Genomic DNA, 17,555 nt, shown 5'->3' with positions numbered 1-17,555 from the left:
GGCCGATCGCGCGCTCAGATTCCCAGGTACGCCTGCCGTACCTTGGGATCGGTCAGCAGCGCGCTGGCCGGGCCGCTATGCACGATGCGGCCCGTCTCCATGACGTAGCCGCGGTCGGCGCTCGACAGGGCGAGGTGGATGTCCTGTTCGACCAGCAGGGTCGTCACGCCTTCGCGCCGGATATCGGCCAGCACCGCCATCAGCTGGTCGACGACCACCGGCGCCAGGCCCAGGCTCATTTCGTCGATCATCATGAGCACGGGGGCGGCCATCAGGGCGCGCGCCATGGCGCACATCTGCTGTTCGCCGCCGGACATGCTGCCGGCGAGCTGGCCGCGCCGCTGCGCCAGGCGCGGAAACAGGCCGTAGACCTTGTCCAGGTCGCGCGCGATGTCGGCGCGGGCGGTGCGCCGGTAGGCGCCCATCAGCAGATTGTCCTGCACCGTCATGCGGTCGAACAGCTGGCGGCCTTCCGGCACCTGCACCATGCCGCCGGCGAAGGCCTGGTCGGGGCTGGCGCGGGACAGCTGCCGGCCGTTCATGACGATGCTGCCGGTGCAGGGCAGCACGCGCGACAGGGCGCGCAGCAGCGTGGTCTTGCCCGCGCCGTTGCTGCCCACCAGCGCGACGATCTCGGTGCGCCGGACTTCGAGCGATACGTCGTGCAGCACGGGCAGCTCGCCGTAGCCGGCGCTCAGGCCTTCCACGGTCAGCAGCGGCGCGGCGGTGTCGTTCATGTGCGCCGCCTGCCCAGGTAGGCCTGCACCACTTCCGCATCGGCCAGCACCTCGCCCGGGTCGCCGTCGGCGATCTTCTCGCCATGGTGCAGGACCAGCAGCCGGTCCGACAGGCTCTTGATGGCCTTGATGACGTGTTCGATGACCAGCACGCTGATGCCGGTGGCGCGCACTTTGCGGATCACGTCGATGACCTCGTCGATCTCGACCAGGTTCAGTCCCGCCATGACTTCGTCGCACAGCAGCACCCGCGGCTGCATGGCCAGCGCCTTGGCCAGTTCCAGCCGCTTGCGGCCGGGTCCGCCCAGTTCCTCGGCGCGCTGCCCGGCCGCGCGGCCCAGGCCGACGAAATCCAGGCAGGCGCGCGCCTGTTCGCGCGCCTTGGCGAGATCGGGCTGGCCGCCGCCGCGGCCGAACAATGCGCCGACCGCGACGTTGTCGAGCACGGACAGGCCGGGGAAGGGCCGCATGATCTGGAAGGTGCGGCCAATGCCCAGCCGGGCCCGCCGATAGGCCGGCAGCGCGCCGATGGGCTTGCCCTGGTAGAGGATCTCGCCGTGGGTGGGCGCCAGGGTGCCGCTGATCAGGCTGACCAGCGTGGTCTTGCCGGCGCCGTTGGGGCCGATCAGGCCCAGGATCTCGCCCTCGGCCAGCGTGAAGCTGACCTGGTTCACGGCGACCAGCCCGGCGAAGCGCCGCGTGACGTTGCGGATTTCCAGGATGGCCGTCATAGCTTGTGCGCCCGGACATTTTCGATGAAGTAGCGCCAGCCGGATTTCCGGTAGCGGCGCAGCAGGTCGCTCAGCCCGCGCGGCATGAGCACCACCGCCGCGACGATGACCACGCCGAAGAACAGGCCCGCGGCGCTGGTGATCTCGCTGGACAGCAGCTCGGATATGGCCGACAGCGAGAACGCGCCCACGACCGGGCCGAGCACGGTGCCCGCGCCGCCGAACACGGCCATGATGATCATCTTGACGTTCAGGCCGATGTCGAAGGCGCTCTCCGGATCCAGGAAGGTGATCCAGTAGGCATGGATGCCGCCGGCCAGCGCGCTGAACACGCCGGACAGCGCGAACGCGGCGACCTTGTAGAGCGTGGTGTTCACGCCCATGACCGCCGCGCCTTCTTCGTTCTCGCGGATCGCGATCAGGCCGAAGCCGAACCTGCTGCGCGTCAGCCACGCCACGGCCAGGGTCGCCAGCGCCAGCAGGGCCAGCGACAGTTCGTAGAACAGCGGGTCGTTGTTGAGCGGCGGCAGCACCAGGCCGATATTCTGGCCGGCCAGCTCGATGTTGGACACGATGGCCGTCATGACCTGCGCCAGCGCCAGGGTGGCGATGGCGAAGTAGTGACCGCGCAGCCGCAGCACCGGCATGCCCAGCAGCAAGGCGAAGGCCAGCGCCAGCGCCACGCCGAACACCAGGCCCGCCGCGAAGGGCAGCTCCCATTGCACCATGGCGATGGCTACGCCATAGCTGCCCAGCCCATAGAAGACCGAATTGCCGAAGGATGCGTAGCCGGTGTACCCGCCGATGATGTTCCAGCCCTGGGCCAGCACGGCCAGCAGCAGGGTGTTGATGCCGAATTGCACCATGACGTCCGAGCCGTACCAGGGCAGGCCGGCCAGCGCCGCCACCGCCGCCAGCGCCAGTATCGCGCGCCAGGCCTTCATGCCGCTCTGCCGAGCAGCCCGCTGGGCCGCAGGAACAGCACCAGCACCAGGATGCCGAAGCTGGCCACGTCGGCGAAGGTCGGCCCCACGTACAGCGTGGTGAGCGATTCGACGATGCCCAGGAACAATCCTCCCACCATGACGCCCAATGGATTGTCCAGGCCGCCGATGATGGAAATGGCGAAGCACTTCGCGGTCAGCGTCGCGCCGATGTAGGGGTTGATCTGCGAGACGGTCCCGTACAGCCCGCCGGCCGCGCCGGCCAGCGCCAGGCCCAGTCCGAACGTGACCGCATAGAGGTGGCGCGGCTCCACGCCGTAGAGCCGCGCCGCGATCAGGTTCTGCGCGGTGGCGCGGATGGCGCGGCCCAGGCGGCTGTGCAGCAGGAACAGCCACATCCCCAGCGTGAGCGCCAGCGCCACGCCGAAGGCGGCCAGCCGCGCCACGGGCAGCGTCACCGGGCCGAGGACGTAGCTGTCGCCCGCGTAGGGCGGGTTGATGGTGCGGAAATCGGCCGAGAACGCCAGCTGCGCCAGGTAGGTCAGCACGACCTCCAGGCCGAAGGTGATGAGCAGCGTATTGAACATGGGCGCGCGCACCACCAGGTTCAGCAGCCCGCGCTGCAGGACATAGCCCAGCACGAACAGCACGGCGGCCGTGACCGGCAGGCCCAGGAAGGGATCGACGCCGAGGTCGGTGTACAGGTACCAGGATACGTAGGCGCCCAGCATGATGAACGCGCCGTGCGCCAGGTTGACGATATTCAGCACGCCCCACACCAGCGCCAGGCCCTGCGCCATCACGGCATACAGCCCGCCCAGCAGGATGCCGTTGACGAGGATTTGCGCGAGCAGATCCATCGTTGCTCTCCCGCGGCGCCCGCGCGCCTAGCGCGCGTCCCAGGCCGGCATCGGGTACTTGGGCGGCGTGATGAAACCCTTGGCGCCGTAGACTTCGGCCAGTTTGTCGCCCTGCACCTGGATCACCACCTGGGGCAGGTCGATCTGCCCCTGCGCGTTGAAGGAGATGGGGCCGTACAGGCTGTCGAACCGGCTCCTGGCCAGCGCGTCGCGTACTTTCTGCGGATCCAGGCTGCCGGCGCTTTCCATGGCGTGCGCCAGGGCTTCGACATCGGCCACGCCCGAGGCCGCGTGGTAATCCGGGTCATAGCCATACTTGGCCTTGTAGGCGCGCGCGAACTGCTCGGCGTCGCCGAACCAGCGGTCCTTCAAGGCCGCCGAGGGCAGCCATGCGGTCATGCCGAAGGCATAGTCCGCGTCGGCGCCGAGCGCCTTGCGGAAGTCCTCCGACGGCACGCCGACCGTGAACGAATACATCTTGGGGGCGACGGCCAGGCTCTTGGCCTGGCGCACGAAATTCAGGATCTCGGTTTCGTGCCCGGCCACCAGCACCGCGTCCACCTTCCTGCTCTTGATCTGCGACAGCAGCGAGTTGAAGTCCGTGGCGTTGGTGCTGTAGCGCTCGTCCATCGCCACGTTCAAGCCGGCCGATTTCAGCAGCGGACGGGTACCCTGGGCAACCGACACGTCGAACGCATCGTCCGCGTACAGCAGCGCCACGCTGGCCGGCGCGGGCTTGAGCGCCTTGAGCATGTCGACCGTGCTGCCGAAGTAATTGCTGGCGGGCGCCAGGGTGCCGAAGATGTACTTGAATTTGCGCGCGAAGATCTGGTCCGATGCGCCGCCGCCCTGGACCATGGGCACCTTGTATTTTTCCGAGACCGCCGAGTCGGCCAGGGCGAAGTTGCTGGCGAAGGGGCCCAGCAGCAGGTTGACCTTGTCCTGGGTGACGAGCTGCGTGTACTGGCGCACGCTCAGGTTCACGTCGGACTGGTTGTCGTAGATCTTGAGCGCCAGCTTGTGGGGCACGCCGCCGATCTTCACGCCGCCGGCGGCGTTGATCTGGTCGACCGCGATCTGGTAGGCGTCGCGGTAGTAGCGTCCGGTGTTGGCGACGGGGCCGGTCAGCTGGATGGAGGCCCCCAGGAGGACGGTCGGCGCCGGGGCGGCTGCCGAGGCGCCTGTGCACATGACAAACGCCAAAGCGGGTAAGGCCCGCATTAGTTTTCGAGACATGATGATGTCTCCTTTCGACTTTATGCGGTCCATTCTCTGACCCGCATGTTTACGTTAACCTGAATCTGAACATGGCAAAGGGGTTGTTGGGCTCGGCGCCGCGCGTGCACATTGTGAACATGGCGCCACGCGCCGGTTGACACGCGCGCGGCCCGAACGCGATCGTTGGACTCCCCGGCCGACGCGCCACGCGGCGTCCGGCAGGCGCTGCGCAATTGCCTGCTCTACAACCTGGCCATGGCGTTGATGCCGTAGCGGCCGGAGAAAGCGCTGTCCGCGGCCGCTTCGCCGCAGCGGTCAGCCCGGTTGTCATTCCCGCCCATCCCCAGGCCGCCCCAGGTGCGCCCCATGCGGCTGTCGATCGTCACGTCAGCGGCCTGAATCCGTGTGCCGTCCAGGAACTCGCGCTTGATGTCGAACACTCCATGGATACCGGCTGCGTGCGCCCGCCTCCCCCGTATCACCCCTGTGATGGAGCGAGTCGCCAGAAAACCTGCGCGATCTATGGCGCGTGCGGAACCTGGCGATAACCCCTAGGCGCGCGACCAATGAAAACGCTTGCCCAGCCGCCGTTCCCGGCGCTAGCATACGCATAATCACAACCATGAATGTACATCACATATGCGATCTAAGCTAGTCAAATCTGCAACCCGGGTGCTCGATCTGCTGGAGTTGCTGTCTACCTCGCCTTCGGCCCTGCGCGTCATGGAGATCGCCGAGGAAATGGATATTCCGCAAAGCAGCGCCTCCATGCTGCTGGCCACCGTCGAGGCGCGCGGCTACATCGAGCGCGAGGCCGACGGCTACCGCATCGCCAGGCGGTTCTCCGAGGGCGGTTGGGTGGCCGGCAAGCTGGGCGTGCTGTTGCGCGCGGCCCGGCCGCATATGCAGGCGCTGACCGAACAGACGGGCGAGTCGGCTTTTCTCGGCATCCTGACGCCGGCCGGCGATATGCAGTACGTCGAGAAGTCCGTAAGCCAGAACCCGCTGCGCTACGACGCCGAACTGGGCAAGCGCGCCGCCTATGCAACCACCAACGGTCTGGTGCTGCTGGCTGCCTTGGACGAAGAGGAGCTCGCCCGCTATTTCGACGGACGCAAGTTCGAGCGGCTCACTCCCGTCACGATCACGGATGAAGCCGTGCTGCGCCAGGAACTGGAGCGCGTGCGGCGTCAGGGCTACGCATCGCTGACCGACAGCCATGTCGTGGGCGCGTCGGGCAGCGCGTTCGGCATCCGGGATCGTCAAGGCGTGGTGGTGGCGGCGCTGTGCATCATCGCGCCGACCGAGCGTTTCAAACAGCAGGCGGAGCTGGTGCATGCGCTGCTGCCTCAGGTCTGCAACGAGATAGGCCGATCCTTGCCCGACTGAGGAAGGCGACAAACTTCATATGAACAAGGAAAAGACATGCGTACCGTGGTAATCGGCGGGGGAATCGTGGGCGTGAGCACGGCGCTCACGCTGCGCAGGGCCGGCCATGACGTCGTGTTGATCGAGCGCGGCGACCTCGGCATGGGGTGCTCATACGGAAACGGCGGCGCCATCAGCCCCGATTTCTGCGTGCCCCTCGCGATGCCGGGCATGCTCAAACGGGTGCCCCGATGGTTTTCGGATCCGCTGGGTCCGCTGGTCGTGCGTTGGCGTCATTTGCCGGCGGCCATGCCCTGGCTGGTGCGCTGGGTGCTGCAGGGGCGCGACATCGCCAAGGTGCGCGCCAACTCGGCGGCCATGCGCAGCCTGCACCGCGACGCCCTTGCGGACTATCGCACGCTGCTGGCCGGCGAGTACGGTCAACTCATCGAGACGACGGGCCAGATATATGTCTGGCAGCATGACCGCTCGGGCCCGGTCGAGTCGCTCGCCCGCCAATTGCGTCTCGAACAGGGTGTCGAGGCGCGCTTCCTGACGGGCTCGGAGATCCGCTCGCTAGACCCGCACCTGGACGTTCGCTATGACAAGGGGCTGTTCTTTCCTGAAAACGGCCACACGATCGATCCGTTGGGACTCGTGCGGGCCCTGGCGGCCAGGTACGCCGCCGAAGGGGGCCAGGTCGTGCGCGACGAGTTCCGCCGTTTCGAGCTGCGCGAAAGCCGGGCGGTGGCGGCGCAATGTGCGCAAGGCCGTCATGAGGCCGACGCTTTCGTGATCGCGACAGGCGTGGATGGCGCGCGCATGGCCCGTGGCCTGGGCGACCGCGTCAGCATGCAGGCCGAACGCGGCTATCACGTCATGTTGCCTGACCCGGGCGTGCGGCCGGCCATCAAGATCAGCAACCGGGACCATATGTTTGGCCTGACTCCCATGGCGCAGGGCGTGCGCATTTCCGGGACCGTCGAGATCGCATCGGCCGACGCGCCCGCGGACTACCGGCGCGCGCAGGCGCTGCTGACGCGCGCCCGGCAGATGTATCCCGGCTTGAACGGCGAGGGCGCCCGTTTCTGGATGGGATCGCGGCCTTCCACGCCCGACTCCTTGCCGGTCATCGACCGGGCCCGCGCCGCGCGCAATGTGATTTACGCCTTCGGGCATGGTCATTCGGGACTGACGGGCGCGCCCATGACCGCGCGCATGGCCGCCGCCCTGCTTGCGCAGCAGCGGCCGCCGATCGATCCCAACCCCTATCGCGTCGCGCGGTTCCATTGATTTCCATCTTCATCCGTCATTGACAGGAATTCCATCATGTTGCAGCAATCAGCGCCGGCGGCCACGCCGGTCCGCGTCGGCGTCGACACCGGCGGCACCCACACCGACGTGGTGCTGGTCCACGGCGATCAGGTGCGCACGCTCAAAGTGCCCACCACGCCGGAGGATCTGAATATCGGCATCCTGGATGGCATCGGCAATATATGCGCCGCCGCCGGGCTGGACCTGAACGTGGTCTCCCGGTTCGTGTACGCCACGACCTACGTGACCAACCTGATTGTCGAGGAGAAAGAGGCGAGCGTCGCCTTGCTGACGACAGAGGGATTTCGCGATGTGCTGGAGATCGGCCGCGCATCGCGCAAGCCGGACGTCTACGACATACATTGGCGCCCCGCCAGCCCGCTGGTGCCTCGCCATCTGCGCTTTACCGTACGCGAACGGATGGACCACGAGGGGCGTCCGATTACGGCGTTGGACGAGCAGCAGGCGCGCGAGGTGCTGCGCGAGCTGAAGGCGGCCGGCGTGCGCAGCCTGGCGGTGTGCTTCCTGCACGCCTACGCGAACCCGGTCCATGAAGCCCGTATCGCCGAGCTGGCGGCGGAAATCTGTCCCGATATCGATGTTTCCCTCTCCAGCGATGTGGTGCGGGAGTTCCGCGAGTTCGAGCGCACCAGCACGACATGCGTGAACGCCTTTATCAAGAAGGCCATCATCGAACATCTGGATGCGCTCGAGCGTATCGCGGCCGAACGCGGCATGACGGCGAACTGCTACATCATGCGGGGCAATGGCGGCTTGTCGACGTTCGGCCGCGCCACCGGCCTGGCCGCCGCCATCACGCACTCCGGCGTGATGGGCGGAATCGTGGGCGCCACGGCCCTGGCCGCGCAGTGCGGCATCCGGGACATCATCACGTTGGACATGGGGGGCACGAGCACCGACGTGGCGCTCATCACCAATGGCACGCCGCACATGACCCATCGCAGCAAGGTCGGCCCTCATCCCCTGTTGATTCCGACGCTGGACATGGTGACGATAGGCGCGGGCGGAGGGTCGATGGCGTTCGTGGACGGCGGTTCGGCGCTGCGCGTGGGGCCGCGCAGCGCCGGTTCGGTGCCAGGCCCGGCCTGCTATGGGCAAGGCGGCTTGCAGCCCACCGTTACGGACGCCAATCTGTATGCCGGCCGGCTCAACCCCGAGTTCTTCCTGGCCGGGGCTCGAAAACTGTATCCGGAACAATCGAACAAGGCCATCCAGGAACGGGTCGCCGGGCCGCTGGGGCTGGAAGTGGCCGAGGCTGCCGTGGGCATCCTGTCCATCGCGGAAGCGCACATGACGAACGCGATCCGGCTGGTGTCGGTCGAGCGCGGCCTGGACCCCCGCGACTTCACCTTGGTGGCGTTCGGCGGCGCGGGAGCGCTGCATGCCGTGCGCCTGGCCGAGGCGCTCAGCATCCGCAAGGTGCTGATTCCCCCGGCGCCCGGCAACCTGTCGGCGATGGGCTTGTTGTGCGCCGACGTGCGTCATGACCTGGCGCGCACCCTGGTGTCCGACCTGGTCGCAGACGCCACGCCGGCGCTGCGGCGCACGGTGGAGGAGCTGCTCGCGCAGGCGCGCGAGGCGCTCGACAAGGAGGGCGTCTCGCCAGGGAACTCGCAATTCGCGACCACGGCAGACCTGCGTTACCAGGGGCAGAACTACGAACTGAACCTGCCGCTGGTGGATCGTGATCTGCAGGGCGATTTCGGCGCCTTGGCCGAGCGCTTCGGCGAGCTGCATGAGCGCGTCTACGGTTACCGCCTGGCGGGGCGCGTCATTCAGTTGGTCAACGTGCGTGTCACGGCCACCGGCCATATCGAGAAAGCGGGCTGGCCGGCCGTCGAGGCCAGAGGCCAGGCCGCGCCCTGCGCGCATCGCCCAGTCTATCTGGAAGGCATGGGTTGGAGCGAGGTGGCGGTCTATCGATTCGAAGACGTTTTCCCGGAGCAGGAAATCGACGGGCCCGCCATCGTCGAGTATCCGGGATCGACCCTGTTCGTGGCGCCGCAATGGCGGGCAAGGCTCGATCAGTACAAGAACGCGCACCTGACGCACGCCGCCAATTGAAGAGAACGAGATATGAACATGCCTGTTTCGACTGCGCGCCGGGTGGATCCCGTGACGCTGGAAATCGTACGCAACGCCCTGGTGGCGATTGCGCAACGCATTACGCGGCGGATGATCCGCTCGGCAAACTCGTTCATCGTCAAGGAGATGGAAGATTGCTCGGCGTCGATCCTGGACGCCCGCGGCCAACTGCTGGCCGAGGAGGCCGGCCCGCCCATCCAGCTCAATACGGTGGGAATCTGCCTGCAGACGATTCTGCGCCACGCCATGCCGCCGCAGTCGTGGCGACCGGGCGATGTGGTGCTGATCAATGACCCGTACGTCGCGGGCGAATCGCTGGCCGCCACGCACACCAACGACTACATCGCCTTCTACCCGCTGTTCTTCGACGGTGCGCTGGTCGGTTTCTCCGGGCTCATGGTGCATCACCTCGATATCGGCGGCATGAACATGGCGACGCGCGGCTGGGGCACGGAAATCTATCAGGAGGGGCTGCGGCTTCCCGCGGTCAAGGTGGTCAAGGAAGGCGAGTTCCAGCAAGTGGTCATGGATATCGTGCTGAACAACACGCGTACCCGCGACATCCTGGAAAACGATGTCCTGTCGCAGATCGCCAGCGTGCGCATCGCCGAACAGGATATCGACGCGCTGTTTCGCAAGTACGGAAAGCGCGAGATGCTGGACTGCTTCGACGCCTTGCTGGACTTCTCGGAGCGGCGGACCCGGCAGGAGATCGCCACGATCCCGGACGGTGTCTATGAACACGTGGAGCCGGTCCTGGACGACGGCGCCCAGGGCGGGCCGTACTACCTGCGTCTGTCGCTGACCAAGCAAGGCTCGGATCTGTGCTTCGACTTCAGCGGCACCGATGCGCAGATCGCCGGCCCGATCAACAGCCCGCTGGCCACCACGCTTTCGGCGATCTATTACGTCATGCGTTGCGTGACCGGGTCGGGTATTCCCAGCAATGAAGGCTGCAAGCGGCCCATCAAGGTCATCGCGCCGGCCGGCACCTTGGTCAACGCCGCCTCGCCCGCCGCCGTCTACCAGCGCATGGTGGTATGCCACAGCGTGGTCGACCTGGTGATGGGAGCGCTCGCGCAAGCCGTTCCCGAACGCGTCATGGGCGATTCCTGCGGCTGCCTGTACAACTTCACGTACGTGACGGACGCCGACACCGGCGCGCGCAAGCTGTTCGGCGAAGTCGTGCCGGGCGGGCTCGGCGCGACCGCCGGCGCCGACGGCATCAACGTCATGGCGTGCCACGTGACCAATTGCCATATTCCTCCCATGGAGTCGCTGGAGATCGAGGCCCCGGTGCGCTATCTGCGCCGCGAATTCCGGCAGGACACCGGCGGTGCGGGCCAGTATCGCGGCGGGGTGGGCCAGATTCTGGAGTACCAAGTGCTGGGGGCCAATCCCGTGCTTGCGCATACCTCGCAGAAATCGGTCTCCTTGCCGCAAGGCGTGGCGGGCGGCCGTCCGGGCGACGGCGGAAACTGGGTCATCAACCGGGGGTTGCCGCAAGAGCGGCGATTGGACTACGCCATCGGGGATATCGAGGCGATACAGACCGGCGACATCGTCACTCACTGCACGCCCGGCGGGGGCGGATACGGCGATCCGCGCCGGCGCGAAGTGGCGGCGGTGGCCGCCGACGTGCGCGCCGGGCTGGTATCGGTCGAATCGGCGCGCGACCAGTACGGCGTCGCCGTCGAACCTTTCGCTTTTCAAGCGCGTCGTGTCGGTTGATCCGGCGGCACGCCGACGTCCGGATGGGAACATCCATAGAAACAGGGGAAATACAATGAAATGCAGGACTTTCCTGAAGGCAGTGTCCATCCTGGCATGTCCGCTCGTATTGGCGGGCGCGGCCCGTGCCGAGAGCAACTATCCGAGCAAACCGATACGCATGATCGTGCCGTGGGTGCCGGGGGGCTTCACGGACGTCTTCGCCCGCAAGGTGGCCGAACGCATGGCCCAGCAGCTAGGTCAGCCGGTGGTCGTGGAGAACAAGGCCGGCGCCAACGGCGGAATCGGCACGGGGTTCGTCGCGCGTTCGCCCGGCGACGGCTACACCATCATCATGGAAACCGCCGATACGCACGCGATCAATCCGGCCATCTACCAGAACCTCGAATACGACCCGGTCAAGGATTTCAAGCAGATCTCCATCCTGGCCTCGCAACCGCTGGTGTTCGCCGTCAATGCGTCGGTGCCCGCGCGAACGGTACAGGAGTTCGTCGAATCGGCGAAGACGAAACCTGGCCAACTGAGCTATGGAACCTGGGGCACCGGCAGCGTGGCCCACCTGGGTTTTGCGCGTTTCGCCAAACAAGCCGGGATCAAGCTGAATCATATCCCCTACAAGGGCGTAAGCCCCGCGTTGGTGGACGTCGTGGCCGGGCGAGTGGACGCCATCTTCGTCGGGTTCCTGTCGGCCGGCGACAATTTCAAGACCGGCAAGTTGCGTCCTCTGGCATTGACGGGCGCGCAGCATGTGGGCTTGCTGCCTGGCACGCAGACCATGCAGGAGTTGGGCTACAAGGATTTCGATGTCAGTCTCTGGTACGGCCTTGGCGTGCCTTCCTCCACGCCCGACGCCGTGGTGGAGAAGCTCAGCCAAGCCGCGCAGCATGCCGTCATGCAGACTGACATCAAACCGATGCTCGAAAGCTACGCCATGCAGCCGCGTGGTACCTCCGCTCAGGAGGCGACCCGCTTCATCGCGGAAGAAGGCCGGAAGTGGGCCGCAGCGGCCAAGGATGCAGGAGTGGAATTGCAATAAGCCTGCGTGCGAGGCCTTCCGTCGCGTTTGAGGCGGCGCCGTGGCGCGCGTCGACGATGCGATGGTTTCCGGGGCCGGATGGCGACGTCGCCATCCGGCCCCGGTCCGTCTGGGCGCGGCAATCCGCGCGACGTTCAGGGGGGGCCTGTCCCCGCCGGGACAGGCACCCCGTGACGGGCGCCCGGCCGACCGACCCTCCTGACATACCCTAATACCCATTCCCGCTTCGATAAATAATCATATGGATTGAGTTGCAAATGATCTTGCATGTATGATTGCATTCAATCGTGCATATGAAATATCATTCAATCTACAAAGACTGATGCCAACCACGGGCAAGGTCGCGAAGAAGGGGGAGCAGAAATGGCTATCAAAGTCAGCCAGCCGGACAACGGGGTCGTCACCCTGCTGATGGACCGTCCGGCCAAGCATAACGCCTTTACCTGGGAGATGTACGAAGCATTCGGGGCGGCCTGCGATGCCTTGCAGGCCGACGATTCGGTGCGTTGCGTGATCGTGCGCGGGGCGGGCGGGGCGTTCTGCGCGGGCAGCGATATCGGCGGGTTCGACGAGAACCGCAGCGGGGTCGAGCAGGCCAGGGCCTACGCGGCATTCACCCTGGCCATGTTCGACAAGTTCAAGCACCTGCGCCACCCGACCATCGCCTGCATCGAGGGCGTTTGCGTCGGGGGCGGGCTGGAAATCGCCGCGCTGTGCGACATCCGGATCGCCCAGGCCGATGCGCGTTTCGGCATCCCCGTCAACCGGATCGGTTTGACGCTGGACCACCAGGAGCTGGCGGACCTGGTGGCGGTCGTCGGGCATGGGGTCGCGCTCGAGATCCTGCTCGAGGGGCGCGTGTTCGGCGCCCAGGAAGCGCTGGCCAAAGGCCTGCTGTCCCGGGTGGTCGACGATGCCTGGAGCGATGCCGACGAGACCGCGCGGCGCATCGCGCGGCTGGCCCCGCTGTCGAACCGGTGGCACAAGCAATTCATCCGCCAATTGCAGTCGGGCCAGCCCCTGACGCAGGCCCAGCGCGACGAGGCCTACGCGTGCTTCGACACGCAGGACTACCAGATAGGTTCCAGGGCGTTCCTGGAAAAACAACGCCCGCAGTTCATCGGTCGCTGAACGATCGCCACGACGACTCTTTTGTTGGAAGCATGCAATGACGAGTGACGCTGCAACTCCCCTGGCCGGTTTGAAAGTGCTCGATCTTTCCCAGATCATGGCCGGCCCCTATTGCACCATGGTGCTGGCCGACCTTGGCGCGGACGTGATCAAGATCGAGAAGCCTGCGGGCGGCGACGATTCGCGCCAGATGGGACCCTACGTCAAGGGCGAATCCACCTGCTTCGCGCAGATAAACCGCAACAAGCGCGGCGTTGTCCTGGACTTGAAGGACCCGCAGGCCCGGGACGCGGTCTACGAGCTGGCCAAATGGGCCGACGTGGTGGTCGAGAACTACCGGGTGGGGGTGACCGCCCGGCTGGGCGTCGACTACGACACGCTCAGCAAGATCAACCCCCGCCTGGTCTATTGCTCGATCTCCGGGTTCGGCCAGACCGGTCCCTACGCGCGCCACGGCGGTTTCGACCTGGTGGCCCAGGGGCTGAGCGGCATCATGAGCATGACCGGCGAACCCAACGGGCGTCCCTTGAAGTCGGGGATCGCGGTCTACGACGTGGGCGCGGGCATCACGGCGGCCTACGCCATCCTGGCCGCCTATGTGAACCAGCTCAAGACCGGCAAGGGGCAGCATATCGACATCGGCCTGGCCGAGTGCGGCCTGCCCTGGTTCGTCTGGGAGGCGGCCGCGTACTTCGCCGAAGGCACGGTCCCGCAGGCGACCGGCAGCCGCCATCGCGTCGATGCCCCGTACCAGGCCATCAAGACCGGCGACGGGTATATGGTGCTGGGCTGCGCCAACCAGCGCACGTGGGAGAAGCTGTGCAAGGAGGTGCTGTTTCGCCCGGAGCTGACCGAGGATGCGCGTTTCCTGACCAATATGGACCGGCTGGCGAACATCGACATGCTCGAGCCGCTGCTGGAAGCGTCCTTTGCCTCGGCGGGAACGCAGGAATGGATCCGGCGCTGCAACGAGGCCGGCGTGCCGTGCGGGCCCATCAACAACTTCAAGCAGGCGGTGGAAGACCCGCACTACCGCGCGCGCGAGATGGTCGCCAGCCTCGACCATCCTGTGATCGGCCAGATGAATGTCATCGGGATACCGACGAAGTTCTCGCGCACGCCCGGCAGCCTGCGCAAGGCCGCGCCGCTGTTCGGCCAGGATACGGACGAGGTGCTGCGGGGCATCGGCCTGTCCGATGAAACGATCGAGCAACTCAAGGCCCGGGGAGCCGCAGCCTGATCCCCTGTTTTCCGCATGACTCTGTTGGCCACGCCAGCCCGTAAAGGGACTTGGACATTCTTAAAACAAACCTGACAGGAAGAGACATGACTACATCAATCAATGCTTCGCGCCGGCATTTCTCGCAGGCCATGATGGCCCTGGCCGCCATGGGCGCGGCAGGGCCGGTGTTCTCCCAGGGCCGTCCCGCGCCGTTCAAGGTGGGGGCCCTGAACTCGATCACGGGCGCTGGCGGCACCTACGGGCCGGGCATGCTGGAAGCGATCAAGATCGGCATTGCCGAAGTGAACGCCGCCGGCGGCGCCGCCGGGCGCGAGCTCAAGCTGTACGCCGAAGACGACCAGACGCGTCCCGACGCCGCCGTGCTGGCCGCCCGGAAACTGGTGGATATCCAGCACGTCGACGCCATGATCGGCATATGGTCCTCGGCGGTGCAGCTGGCCACGCTGCCGATCACCAACGCCGCCGGCATCCTGTCGTTCAATACCTGCGGCGCGCCGGAGATCCGCACGGAAGACAAGCGCGACCTGGTGTTCCAGTTCTATGCATCGAACGCCATCATCGGCGCCGCGTTCGCCGCCATCGGCCAGCGCCTGGGGTACAAGCGGGCCGCGGTGCTGGGCTACAACAACGCCACCATGTCGGCGCAGGCCAACCACTTCAAGGCAGCCTGGGAGAAAAAGGGCAACCAGATCGTCAGCTCGGCGATCTACGAGCCCAACCAGGCCACTTACCGCACCGAGGTCGAGAAGGCCGTCGCGGCCAAGCCCGACGTCATCGTCCTCAGCTCGTACACGCCGGACGCGACCATCCTGCTCAAGGAGTGGTACCAGACCGGCTACGAATGCAAGTTCATCATGCCCGGCTATTCGGCCACGCCGGCGCTGATCAAGGCCCTGGGGCCGGACGTGATGCGCAACATCGTGTCGACCGCGAACGTGCCGGCCAGCGACAACCAGGCGTACAAGGCCTTCGTCGAGAAATTCCAGGCCGTGACCAAGAGCCCGCCCGAAATGTTCGCGGCCGCCGCCTACGACATGGTCATCACGCTGGCGCTCGCGATCGAGGCGGCCGGGCCGGATGCCAAGCCCGCCGACCTGTCCGCGCTGGTCCGCCAGGTCTCCAATCCGCCGGGACAGAAGGTCAGCTCGTTCGTCCAGGGCCGCGACCTGCTGCGGCAGAAGGCGAAGATCGACTTCGACGGCGCGTCGTCCTCGCTCGATTTCGACGCCAACGGCGACACCGTTCCGGACTTCGGTATCTATGAATTCGATGGCAAGGCATTCGCCCTGAAGGACGTCGTACCCGGCGCAACGCTGATGTAGTCGCACGGCGACGCTTTTCTTCAAGGATGAATACTGTATGGATACAGTGCTGTTCGCCAATGCCATCATCAATGGCGTCATTGTCGGGTTGCTGCTGGCGTTACCGGCCTTGGCCATTACGTTGGTATTCGGCATAGCCCGGTTTCCCAACGCCGCCGCCGGCGACTACATGACCTTCGGCGCCTACGCGACCGTGGCCGCGCAGGCGTTCATGGGCGCGTCGCTGGTCGGCAGCGCGATCGTGGCGACGCTGGCCACCGGGCTGCTTTCCCTGTTCTTCTATTTCTGGGTCTTCAGGAAACTGGCGCAGCGTTCGCTGGTGGCGCGCCTGATCGCCTCGATCGGCATCGCCTTCGCCGTCAGGGCCGCCATTACCTTCTTCGCCGGGCACGGGCAATACACCATCCAGGCGCCGCTGCAGCGGGCCTGGAACTTCGGCGGGATACGCATCCTGCCGCTGGATGTGTACATCCTCCTGGCCGCGCTGCTTGCCCTGGCCTTCATGTTCGGCCTGCTTTACCTGTCGCCGACGGGCCGGCGCATGCGGGCCGTATCGGACAACCCGCAACTGGCGGCCGTCGGCGGCATCGGCGTGCGCAAGGTAATGGTGATCCTCTGGGGGATCGTCGGGGTGTTCTCGGGGCTGGGCGGCGTATTGCTGGGCATCAAGGCGACGGTGCTGCCGGAACTGGGCTGGGAACTGCTGCTGCCCATGTTCGCCGCGGTGATCCTGGGCGGGGTCGGCAGTCCGGTCGGCGCCGTGCTGGGGATGATCGTGTTCGGCATCGCCCAGGAGGTCGCGACGCTCTATATCGGGTCCGCCTACAAGATTGTGATCGCTTTCCTGGTGTTGCTGGTTGTCCTGCTGTTCAGGCCCCAGGGCATCATGGGCCGCGTCCAGGCAGTGAGGTAAATGATGGAAGCCTATCTGATCGCTATTTTCATCACGGTGCTGATCTACATGCTGCTGGCGGGCGGGCTCGCCTTGCAGTACGGCTTCACCGGCCTGATCAACTTCGGCCACGTCGGCTTCTACGCCATCGGCGCCTACACCTCGGCCTTGCTGTCGCTGCAGGGGGTGCCGCTGGTGGCCTGCATCCTGGCGGCGACGCTGGTAAGCGGGCTGAGCGCCTATCCGCTGGGCGTGATCGCGCTGAGGTTGCGCGGCGACTACCTGGCCATTGTCACGCTGGGATTTTCCGAGTCGGTGCGCATGATCCTGCAAAAGGAAGAGTGGCTGACGCGCGGCGTGCATGGCATACCGGGCATCCCGCGCCTGTTCGGCCAGTATGCGTCCGGCGCGATGGTGGACGTGCTGATCCTGGCCACTTTGCTGCTGACCAACATCCTGGTGTTTTTGGGCATACGCAAGATCATCGGCAGTCCGTTCGGCCGCACCATCAAGGCCATTCGCGACAACGAAGTGGCCGTCATGGCCCTGGGCAAGAACCCGGCCTGGTTCAAGACGCGCTCCCTGATGATCGGCGCGGCGCTCGCCGGCCTGGCAGGCGCCTTCACGGCGCACTACCTGACCTTCATCGCGCCCGAGCAGTTCGTGCCTTTGATCACGTTCTACGTCTGGATCGCGATCATCGTCGGCGGGGTCGGCAGCCTCAAGGGCGTGGTGGCGGGAACCGTCATCCTGATGGTGTTCCTGGAAGGTTCGCGATTCGTCCGCGAGTTCCTGTTCTTCGACATCTCCGAAGTCCAGATGGCCAGCCTGCGTTTCTTCATCATCGGCGTGGGTTTGATCCTTTGCATCCTGTACCGGCCCAACGGCATATTCGGCAGCGCGTCGGCGGAGGGGAAATAAA

At 66.0% G+C, this 17,555-nt stretch carries 16 protein-coding genes; 10 read left to right on the top strand and 6 right to left on the bottom strand.

The features are described 5' to 3' along the window. Positions 1-14 precede the first annotated feature (14 nt). The 6 genes from EL288_RS16685 to EL288_RS16660 form a co-directional block, all read right to left on the bottom strand. Positions 15-737, bottom strand: coding sequence for an ABC transporter ATP-binding protein (locus tag EL288_RS16685; protein ID WP_003809681.1), 723 nt, complete (start codon positions 735-737; stop codon positions 15-17). Beyond that, positions 734-1,468: an ABC transporter ATP-binding protein gene (locus EL288_RS16680; protein WP_003809682.1), complete on the bottom strand. Its 735-nt coding sequence runs from the start codon at positions 1,466-1,468 to the stop codon at positions 734-736. Before EL288_RS16680 ends, EL288_RS16685 begins: the two co-directional genes overlap by 4 nt. Next, positions 1,465-2,412, bottom strand: a complete 948-nt coding sequence (locus EL288_RS16675; protein ID WP_003809683.1) for a branched-chain amino acid ABC transporter permease — start codon at positions 2,410-2,412, stop codon at positions 1,465-1,467. The genes EL288_RS16680 and EL288_RS16675 overlap by 4 nt, the downstream gene beginning before the upstream one ends. Then, on the bottom strand, positions 2,409-3,272 hold the full coding sequence (locus EL288_RS16670; RefSeq protein ID WP_003809684.1) for a branched-chain amino acid ABC transporter permease: 864 nt from the start codon (positions 3,270-3,272) through the stop codon (positions 2,409-2,411). The genes EL288_RS16675 and EL288_RS16670 overlap by 4 nt, the downstream gene beginning before the upstream one ends. A 27-nt stretch (positions 3,273-3,299) precedes the next feature. Further along, the gene (locus EL288_RS16665) at positions 3,300-4,508 is read right to left on the bottom strand and encodes an amino acid ABC transporter substrate-binding protein (protein ID WP_003809685.1); all 1,209 of its coding nucleotides are present in this window, start codon (positions 4,506-4,508) and stop codon (positions 3,300-3,302) included. A gap of 224 nt (positions 4,509-4,732) precedes the next feature. Then, positions 4,733-4,930 (bottom strand): hypothetical protein, encoded by a 198-nt coding sequence (locus EL288_RS16660; protein ID WP_033447785.1) that lies wholly within the window; start codon positions 4,928-4,930, stop codon positions 4,733-4,735. Positions 4,931-5,129: 199 nt separating this feature from the next. On the opposite strand from EL288_RS16660, the gene EL288_RS16655 reads away from it, so the two are divergent. The 10 genes from EL288_RS16655 to EL288_RS16610 all read left to right on the top strand — a co-directional run bounded on the left by EL288_RS16655 (position 5,130) and on the right by EL288_RS16610 (position 17,554). Next, on the top strand, positions 5,130-5,879 hold the full coding sequence (locus tag EL288_RS16655) for an IclR family transcriptional regulator (RefSeq protein WP_033447788.1): 750 nt from the start codon (positions 5,130-5,132) through the stop codon (positions 5,877-5,879). 36 nt (positions 5,880-5,915) lie between these two features. Then, positions 5,916-7,151, top strand: a complete 1,236-nt coding sequence (locus EL288_RS16650) for an NAD(P)/FAD-dependent oxidoreductase (protein WP_033447790.1) — start codon at positions 5,916-5,918, stop codon at positions 7,149-7,151. A 36-nt stretch (positions 7,152-7,187) separates the two neighbouring features. Continuing rightward, on the top strand, positions 7,188-9,257 hold the full coding sequence (locus EL288_RS16645; RefSeq protein WP_003809688.1) for a hydantoinase/oxoprolinase family protein: 2,070 nt from the start codon (positions 7,188-7,190) through the stop codon (positions 9,255-9,257). Between the two features lie 18 nt (positions 9,258-9,275). Then, positions 9,276-11,009, top strand: coding sequence for a hydantoinase B/oxoprolinase family protein (locus EL288_RS16640; RefSeq protein WP_232018694.1), 1,734 nt, complete (start codon positions 9,276-9,278; stop codon positions 11,007-11,009). A gap of 55 nt (positions 11,010-11,064) precedes the next feature. After that, a complete protein-coding gene (locus EL288_RS16635; RefSeq protein ID WP_033448719.1) occupies positions 11,065-12,045 on the top strand; it encodes a Bug family tripartite tricarboxylate transporter substrate binding protein in 981 nt (326 codons plus the stop codon). A gap of 363 nt (positions 12,046-12,408) precedes the next feature. Continuing rightward, entirely contained in the window at positions 12,409-13,176 is a 768-nt protein-coding gene (locus tag EL288_RS16630; protein WP_003809691.1) for an enoyl-CoA hydratase-related protein, read from the top strand. 37 nt (positions 13,177-13,213) lie between these two features. Then, a complete protein-coding gene (locus tag EL288_RS16625) occupies positions 13,214-14,416 on the top strand; it encodes a CaiB/BaiF CoA transferase family protein (protein WP_010926174.1) in 1,203 nt (400 codons plus the stop codon). An 86-nt stretch (positions 14,417-14,502) separates the two neighbouring features. Further along, positions 14,503-15,741, top strand: coding sequence for an ABC transporter substrate-binding protein (locus EL288_RS16620; RefSeq protein WP_003809693.1), 1,239 nt, complete (start codon positions 14,503-14,505; stop codon positions 15,739-15,741). Between the two features lie 37 nt (positions 15,742-15,778). Then, entirely contained in the window at positions 15,779-16,654 is an 876-nt protein-coding gene (locus EL288_RS16615; RefSeq protein WP_003809695.1) for a branched-chain amino acid ABC transporter permease, read from the top strand. Beyond that, positions 16,655-17,554 carry a branched-chain amino acid ABC transporter permease gene (locus tag EL288_RS16610; RefSeq protein WP_003809696.1) on the top strand — a complete coding sequence of 300 codons (900 nt, stop codon included), beginning with the start codon at positions 16,655-16,657 and terminating at the stop codon, positions 17,552-17,554. Position 17,555 lies beyond the last annotated feature (1 nt).

The organism is Bordetella bronchiseptica, assembly GCF_900636925.1.
GTDB lineage: Bacteria > Pseudomonadota > Gammaproteobacteria > Burkholderiales > Burkholderiaceae_B > Bordetella > Bordetella pertussis.
The sequence above is the reverse complement of the archived record's forward strand: the minus strand, read 5'-3'. Positions and strand labels throughout refer to the sequence as shown.

Coding starts and splice junctions, on each gene's coding strand:
- EL288_RS16685 (WP_003809681.1), bottom strand. CDS start 737: ATGAACGACACCGCCGCGCCGCTGCTGACCGTGGAAGGCCTGAGCGCC.
- EL288_RS16680 (WP_003809682.1), bottom strand. CDS start 1,468: ATGACGGCCATCCTGGAAATCCGCAACGTCACGCGGCGCTTCGCCGGG.
- EL288_RS16675 (WP_003809683.1), bottom strand. CDS start 2,412: ATGAAGGCCTGGCGCGCGATACTGGCGCTGGCGGCGGTGGCGGCGCTG.
- EL288_RS16670 (WP_003809684.1), bottom strand. CDS start 3,272: ATGGATCTGCTCGCGCAAATCCTCGTCAACGGCATCCTGCTGGGCGGG.
- EL288_RS16665 (WP_003809685.1), bottom strand. CDS start 4,508: ATGTCTCGAAAACTAATGCGGGCCTTACCCGCTTTGGCGTTTGTCATG.
- EL288_RS16655 (WP_033447788.1), top strand. CDS start 5,130: ATGCGATCTAAGCTAGTCAAATCTGCAACCCGGGTGCTCGATCTGCTG.
- EL288_RS16650 (WP_033447790.1), top strand. CDS start 5,916: ATGCGTACCGTGGTAATCGGCGGGGGAATCGTGGGCGTGAGCACGGCG.
- EL288_RS16645 (WP_003809688.1), top strand. CDS start 7,188: ATGTTGCAGCAATCAGCGCCGGCGGCCACGCCGGTCCGCGTCGGCGTC.
- EL288_RS16640 (WP_232018694.1), top strand. CDS start 9,276: ATGCCTGTTTCGACTGCGCGCCGGGTGGATCCCGTGACGCTGGAAATC.
- EL288_RS16635 (WP_033448719.1), top strand. CDS start 11,065: ATGAAATGCAGGACTTTCCTGAAGGCAGTGTCCATCCTGGCATGTCCG.
- EL288_RS16630 (WP_003809691.1), top strand. CDS start 12,409: ATGGCTATCAAAGTCAGCCAGCCGGACAACGGGGTCGTCACCCTGCTG.
- EL288_RS16625 (WP_010926174.1), top strand. CDS start 13,214: ATGACGAGTGACGCTGCAACTCCCCTGGCCGGTTTGAAAGTGCTCGAT.
- EL288_RS16620 (WP_003809693.1), top strand. CDS start 14,503: ATGACTACATCAATCAATGCTTCGCGCCGGCATTTCTCGCAGGCCATG.
- EL288_RS16615 (WP_003809695.1), top strand. CDS start 15,779: ATGGATACAGTGCTGTTCGCCAATGCCATCATCAATGGCGTCATTGTC.
- EL288_RS16610 (WP_003809696.1), top strand. CDS start 16,655: ATGATGGAAGCCTATCTGATCGCTATTTTCATCACGGTGCTGATCTAC.